The following is a 6678-nucleotide window of genomic DNA, read 5'->3' as shown; positions in this document are numbered from 1 at the left end:
GGCACCGGCGCGGCTTGTGCGCTGGTCGGCGGGCGGTGTGGGGTCGGCGCCGACGGGCCCCGCCCGGTCGCTGGATCCGCACGGAACGGGGCAATATCGGGTAAGACGGGAGCAATCTCTTGGGACGCCGGCCCGGTCCGGCCCGGACCCGGTGCGGGGGTGGACGGATGGGCGGCGACGCCGAGGGGGAGTGGCGGGTGGGGGACCCGCGCAGCGGCACGCTGCTGGACACCCTCCGGGTCGCCGTGGTGATGCTGGACACCAGCGGGCGCGTCCTGCTGTGGAGCCCGGTGGCGGAGGAGGTCCTCGGCTGGTCGGGCGAGCAGATCGTGGGGCGGCGCGTGGCCGGGCTGTTCGGACCCGCGCACGAGGCGCCCGGCGGCGCCGAGCCGACCGGGCAGGCCGAACCCACCGGGCAGGCCGAGCTGATCCTGGTGGAGCTGCTGCGGGCCGGCCGGTGGGACGGCATCTTGTCGGTGCGGCACCGCGACGGCCACACCGTGGGGGTCGAGACCCGGGCCAGCCTGCTGGTCGACGGCGACGACCGCCCCTTCGTCCTGGCGGCGATGGTGGAGACCAGCCGCCTGCGCACGCTGGAGCACGACCTCGCCGCGCTGGACTCCCTCTTCCGCTCCTCCCCGCTCGGCGTGGCGATCTACGACAGCCAGCTGCGCTACGTCCGGCTGAACGACGCCCTGGCCCGGATGAACGGCCTGCCCGCCGCCGACCATCTCGGCCGGACCGTCACCGAGGTGCTGGACCCGGCCTCCGCCGCGGAGCTCTCCGAACTGCAGCGCCAGGTCCTGACCACCGGCGAGCCGGTGATCGACCTGGTCGCCCTCTCCCCGACCGGCAAGGGGTACCGCTCGCTGTCCTACCACCGGCTGGTGGACCGGGCCGGCCGGGTGCTGGGTGTCAGCGCCACCGTCATCGACGTGACCGAACGCGTCGAGGCCGCCGCCAAGGCCGAACGCGCTCGGCTGCGGCTGTCGCTGCTGGACGAGGTGGGCTCGCGGATCGCCGACGAGCTCGACGTACGGCTGGCCGCCGAAGCGCTCGCCAAGGCGGTGGTACCGGTCTTCAGCGACTACTCCGGGGTGATCCTGCACACCGGGATCGCCGACGGCGGCGATCTGCCCACCCTGCCGTACGGCGTCGACACCGAGTTGCGCCAGCTGGGATCGGCCGCGGTGCACTGGGGCCCGCTGGTGCATCAGATGCTGCGGCCCGGCGGGCTGATCGGGCTGTACGAGGGCTCGGTGTTCAGCTCCGTGCTGACCACCGGGCAGCCCCGGACGGTCAACTCCGAGGAGGAACTGCGGGCGGTCACCTATCCCGACGACCCCTCGGTGCGGGCCGCGATCGAGCTGGGCCTGGCCTCGATGCTGGTCCTGCCGCTGCGGGCCCGCGGGGTGGTGCTCGGGCTGCTGGTGGTGGCCAGGGCCCGGGGCCGCGAGCCGTTCGACCGCGACGACCTGACCTTGGCGATGGAGCTGGCCGACCGGGCCGGCACCGCCCTGGACAACGCCCGGCTCTACGTCCGCGAGCGCAAGGGCGCCCTGACGCTCCAGCGCAGCCTGCTGCCGCAGCGCGTGCCCCGGCCGCCGGGGGTGGCCCTCGCCTACCGCTATGTGCCGGGCAGTACCGGCGCCGAGGCCGGCGGCGACTGGTTCGACGTCATCCCGCTGGCCGGCGGCCGGATCGCCTTCGTGGTCGGCGACGTGATGGGCCACGGCCTGGTGGCCGCCGCCACCATGGGCCGGCTCCGGACGGCGGTACGCACCCTGGCGGGACTGGACATGCCGCCGGACGAGTTGCTGCGCCGGGTCAACGACCTCGGCGACGACCTCGCCCAGAGCCAGGCCGAGGGATGGATGGCCACCGCCGTCTACGCGGTCTACGACCCCTCCACCCGCCGCTGCGCCATCGCCCAGGCGGGCCATCTGCCGCCCGTGCTGGTGGAGCCGAGGACCGAGCGGTCGGCCTGCGAGGCCCGGCTGCTCGACCTGCCCACCGGCGTACCGCTCGGCGTCGGCGGGGTGCGCTTCGAGACCACCGAACTGGACGTACCCGACGGCACCGTGCTGGTGCTCTACACCGACGGCCTGGTGGAGGAACGCGGCCAGGACATCAGCACCGGCCTGGAGCGGCTGCGGCTGACGCTGTGCCGCCGGCTGGACTCCCTGGAGGACGCCTGCGACGACCTGCTGGCCGCCATGGAGCCGCGCCGGGAGCCGGACGACGTGGCGCTGCTGATGGCCCGGCTCGGCGGACTGCCGGCCGGCTCCACCGCCACCTGGTCCTACCCGGCCGAGGCCGGCGCCGTACGACTGGCGCGCCGCCAGGTCCGTGACACCCTGGTGGAGTGGGGCCTGGCCCCGCTGTCGGATGTGACGGTGCTGCTGGTCAGCGAGCTGGTCACCAACTCGCTGCGGTACGCGCACGGCCCGATCGAGGTCCGGATGGTGCGGGGTTCCTCACTGATGGTGGAGGTCTCCGACCCGCTGCCGGACCCGCCGCGCGAGCGGGTGGCCGCAGCGGACGACGAGGGTGGCCGCGGCCTGCAGCTGGTGGCCGGCGCGTCCCGGCGGTGGGGGACGCGGCACGGGCAGCCGGGCAAGACGGTCTGGTTCGAACTGGCGCTGCCCGGAGGGGCGCGGTGAAGGCGGTCGGCGGGCCGCCGGGGCGCCGTGCCGCCATGGTTCGAAGAGACTGTGCCGGGTATGCCGAAGAGGCAGGAGAGAGAGGGGTGGCCGTGGTGTTCCGGGGACGCGCACCGTACCCCACGAGCCGAGATGATGCTGTGATCGACAAGACCGTGTGCTGGACGGTCGACATGCTGAATACTCAGCTCCAACCGGTCCATGTGTGCTGAGCTGGAGGGGTCGGGCGAGTGAGCGACATGCCAGCAGGGGCGAACCCGCCCGCGGACGGCACCGACGAGGCGCGCGATGCTGTCTGGCGGTCGAGTCCGCCGGGCTCCATCTACGACTACATACGCCTCGCCGCCTTCGCGCTGGACCGCAACGGCCGGATCACCCAGTGGAGCCACCGCGCCGAGGAGTTCTTCGGGATCTCCTCCTCCGAGGCGCTCGGCCAGGACCCGGTCGCCGCCTTCGCCCCGGCCGACGTCCAGCGCCGCGGCCATGAGCGGCTGTCACAGATCCTGGACGGCCGGGAGTGGAACGGCCTGGTGCCGTTCAAGGACTCCAGGGGCGCCGAGGGGCTCGCCGAGGTCTATGTGATGCCCTCCGACCAGGGCGCGCTGTGCATCGCGGTGGATGTGGCCACCCTCCGCCAGATCGAGACCGATCTGGCCGCCTCCCAGGCGGTCTTCGGGCAGTCCCCGATGGGCTTTGTGCTGTTCGACACCGAACTGCGGCTGATCCGGGTCAACGAGCGGTTCGCCGCGGTCTTCGGCCGGTCCGCCGAGGAGCACCGCGGCCGGGGCCCGCACGACTTCCTGTCCCGGGTGGAGGCCGACCGGCTGACCGGCGCGCTGCGCCAGGTGCTGGAGACCGGCGAACCGGTGCTGGACATGCCGCTGGTCGGCACCGTGCCCGGCGATCCCCGCCGGCGCCGCTGGTCGATGTCGCTGTACCGGCTGCACAGCGGTGACGGGCGGCCGATCGGCGTGGCGGGCCTGGCGATGGACGTCACCGGGCGGCAGCGCGCCGAGCGCGAGGCGGCGCACGCCCGGCGCAATCTGGCGCTGCTCAACGAGGCCGGCTCCCGGATCGGCACCTCGCTGGACCTGGAGACGACCGCCAGCGAACTCCTGGACGTGGCGGTGCCGCACTTCTGCGACCTGGCCTCGGTCGACCTCTACCAGGCCCTGCTGTCCGGCGTGGAGGACCTGGCCAGCACCACCGACCGCAGCGGCGACGTACGCCGGGTGGCCTTCGCCAGTGCGATCTCGGACGCCCCGGTGGCGATGCCCGCCGACGACGACGAGGACCCGTCGCAGGGCCCGGTCCCGGTGGGCGCGGTGCACCGCTACCGGTTCGGCTCGGCCGCCGCCCGCGCCCTGCGCACCGCCCAGCCGCAGGTGCTCGACGGCGATCAGGACCACGGCGACCCGATGGTGCAGTCGACTCTGGTGGTGCCGATGGTGGCCCGCGACATCGTGCTCGGCCTGGTGCAGTTCTCCCGGGCCAAGGGCAGCGAGCCGTTCACCGAGCGGGACCGGATGCTGGCCGAGGAACTCGCCGCCCGCGCCGCCATCTTCATCGACAACGCCCGCCTGTACCGCCGCGAGCACGAACGCGCGCTGATCCTCCAGCGCAGTCTGCTGCCGCCGGACGACCCGGAGGCGGCCGGCCTGGACATCGCCTGCCGCTATCTGCCCGGCAGCATGGAGACCGAGGTCGGCGGCGACTGGTTCGACGTCATCGAACTGCCCGGCCACCGCACCGCTCTGGTGGTCGGTGACGTGATGGGCCGCGGACTGCGGGCCGCCGTGGCGATGGGCGAACTGCGCACCGCCGTAAGGACGCTGGCCATGCTCGACCTGGAACCGGCCGAAGTGCTCGGCGCGTTGGACGAAGTGGCCAGCGGGCTCGGCGCGCCCGCCCGGGGCGTCACCCGCCGGGCCAAGGAGCGCGGTGACGCCGACCTCGCCGAGGTCTACCTGGCCACCTGCATCTACGTGGTCTACGACGCGGTCACCCGCCGCTGCACGATAGCCAACGCCGGCCACCTGCCGCCGGTGGTGGTCGAACCGGGTGAGACGCCGCTGCTGCTGGAGGTGCCCCGGGGCGTACCGCTCGGCGTCGGCGGCGAGCCGTTCGAGGAGATCGAGGTCGAACTGACGGACGGGGCGCTGCTGGCGCTCTACACCGACGGCCTGGTCGAGTCCCGCAGCCACCCGCTGGACGAGGGCCTGGACGCCTTCCGCGCGTCGCTGGCCGGCCCGGCCCGGCCGCTGGAGGACGTCTGCGACCACGTGCTGGCCACCCTGGACACCGCGCACGGCGAGGACGACATCGCGCTGCTGATGGCCCGCATCGACGGCCTGTCCCCGGACAAGGTCGGCGACTGGACACTGGAGCCGCAGCCGACCTCGGTGGCCCGGGCCCGCGAACTGGCCCACGAGCAGCTGCTGTCCTGGGGTCTGGAGCAGCTGGTGGACACCACGGAGCTGCTGGTCAGCGAGCTGGTCACCAACGCGCTGCGGCACGGCTACGGCGACATAAGGCTGCGGCTGCTGCTGGACCGGACCCTGGTGTGCGAGGTGTGGGACAACGCCTTGATGCAGCCGCGCCGCCGGCGCGCCCAGGACACCGACGAGGGCGGGCGCGGCCTGCAGCTGGTCGCGATGCTCAGCCAGAGCTGGGGCAGCCGGCGGACCCACCGCGGCAAGACGGTCTGGTTCGAGCTGGCGCTGCGGGGCGGCGCCGGGCCGACGTCGGGGCCGTCGGTGGACGATCTGCTCAGCATGTTCTGAGGGCGCCCGCGCATCCCCCCTCGACGGCCGTCCCTGCTGTCGGCCGTCCCTGCCGTCCGCCGTCCCTTTCGTTCCCCGCCTCGTCGTGGGCCGCCGCCGCTACGCCGTTCCGGCCTTCAACCGGCCCAGCCGCGCCTCGACTTCGGCGGTGTCCGCCCGCGGATCCGGTGACTCGAACAGGTGGTCGAGCGATGAGGCTTCCGGCGTGTGCGTTCCCGCCACCTTGGCCTCCTCCCGGCGCAGCTTGTCCTCGAACAGGCTCAACTCGGCGGCGGGATCGAGGACATCGATGTCCTTCAGCGCGTCCGCCGGCGGGTTGTGCGGCCGGGCGGACCGCGAGCGGGTCACCAACTCGTCCCGGGCGGACTGGAGATGGTCCAGCTTGTGCTTGACCGTGTCCAGGCCCGATCTGAGGGTGGTCACCAGATCGGTCTGCGCGACGATGCTCGGCTCGGCGATCTTGGCTTCCTTCTCGCACTGGAACTGCCGGCCCAGCGCGAGCCGGGCGAGCCGGTCGAAGCGGTCGCCGTCGCCGCCGCGATCGGCCAGCCGCATCTCGTCGGCCTTGCGGCTGGCCGCGCGCGCCAGGCTGCCCCACTCGGCGGCGGCCCCCACGTCCTCGGCGTGGTCCTGCTGCATCAGCCGCAGGTAGCGGACGGTCGAGGTGACCGCGTCCTCGCCCGCGGCGACCGTCTCCTGGTACTCGCGGATCAGCCGGTCGATCATCTTCTGCGGGTCCTCGGCCTGGTCGAGGAGCGCGTCGACATTCACCTTGGCGAGCTGGGCCACCCGGCCGAGGACGGTCTGCTTGGACATACGTACTCCCTGTGCCTCGATGTTCCGTTCCGCGATGCCCCGATCCGCGCTGCCCCGAACGCGAGGTTCCGCTTCCGGGTCGGGGCGTTGACCGTCGTCCTAGAACCGTCCGCCGCCGCCCACTCCGGCCCCGGGTGTCCCCGCCGCCGAAACTGCCGGGTCCCGGGCCGCCGGCGCCCGGGCCGTCACCGTGCTCGCCCCTGCCGTCGCCGCTGCCGCCGTCGCCGCTGGGGGCTCCGCTGAGCAGGATCCCGCCGAGCACCGCGCCGCCGGTCCCGTCCCCGCCGTCCCGCGCGCCGCCGCCCGGGCCGGCCTCGCCGAAGCCGCCGAGGTCGCCGTAGCCGGTCAGATCCTGCCGGGCCAGGTCCTGCGCGTCGCGTGCCAGCCGGTCCGCCGCCCGGGCGTGCTCGACCGCG

At 73.8% G+C, this 6678-nt stretch carries 4 protein-coding genes; 3 read left to right on the top strand and 1 reads right to left on the bottom strand.

The genetic code is table 11. The features are described from left to right. Window positions 1-167 precede the first annotated feature (167 nt). Both GA0115240_RS33290 and GA0115240_RS33285 read left to right on the top strand, forming a co-directional pair. Window positions 168-2663: a SpoIIE family protein phosphatase gene (locus GA0115240_RS33290; protein ID WP_093742598.1), complete on the top strand. Its 2496-nt coding sequence runs from the start codon at window positions 168-170 to the stop codon at window positions 2661-2663. 239 nt (window positions 2664-2902) lie between these two features. After that, the gene (locus GA0115240_RS33285) at window positions 2903-5446 is read left to right on the top strand and encodes a SpoIIE family protein phosphatase (protein ID WP_093742599.1); all 2544 of its coding nucleotides are present in this window, start codon (window positions 2903-2905) and stop codon (window positions 5444-5446) included. 99 nt (window positions 5447-5545) lie between these two features. Here the strand turns inward: GA0115240_RS33285 and GA0115240_RS33280 are convergent, their stop codons facing one another. Then, entirely contained in the window at window positions 5546-6262 is a 717-nt protein-coding gene (locus tag GA0115240_RS33280) for a PspA/IM30 family protein (RefSeq protein WP_093742596.1), read from the bottom strand. A 190-nt stretch (window positions 6263-6452) separates the two neighbouring features. On the opposite strand from GA0115240_RS33280, the gene GA0115240_RS33275 reads away from it, so the two are divergent. Further along, window positions 6453-6678: hypothetical protein (locus GA0115240_RS33275; protein ID WP_202451985.1), on the top strand; the 226-nt coding region annotated here is incomplete at its 3' end.

The sequence above is a fragment of the Streptomyces sp. DvalAA-14 genome, assembly GCF_900091855.1.
In the GTDB taxonomy this organism is placed as follows: domain Bacteria; phylum Actinomycetota; class Actinomycetes; order Streptomycetales; family Streptomycetaceae; genus Actinacidiphila.
This window is presented reverse-complemented; position numbering and strand designations above follow the sequence as displayed.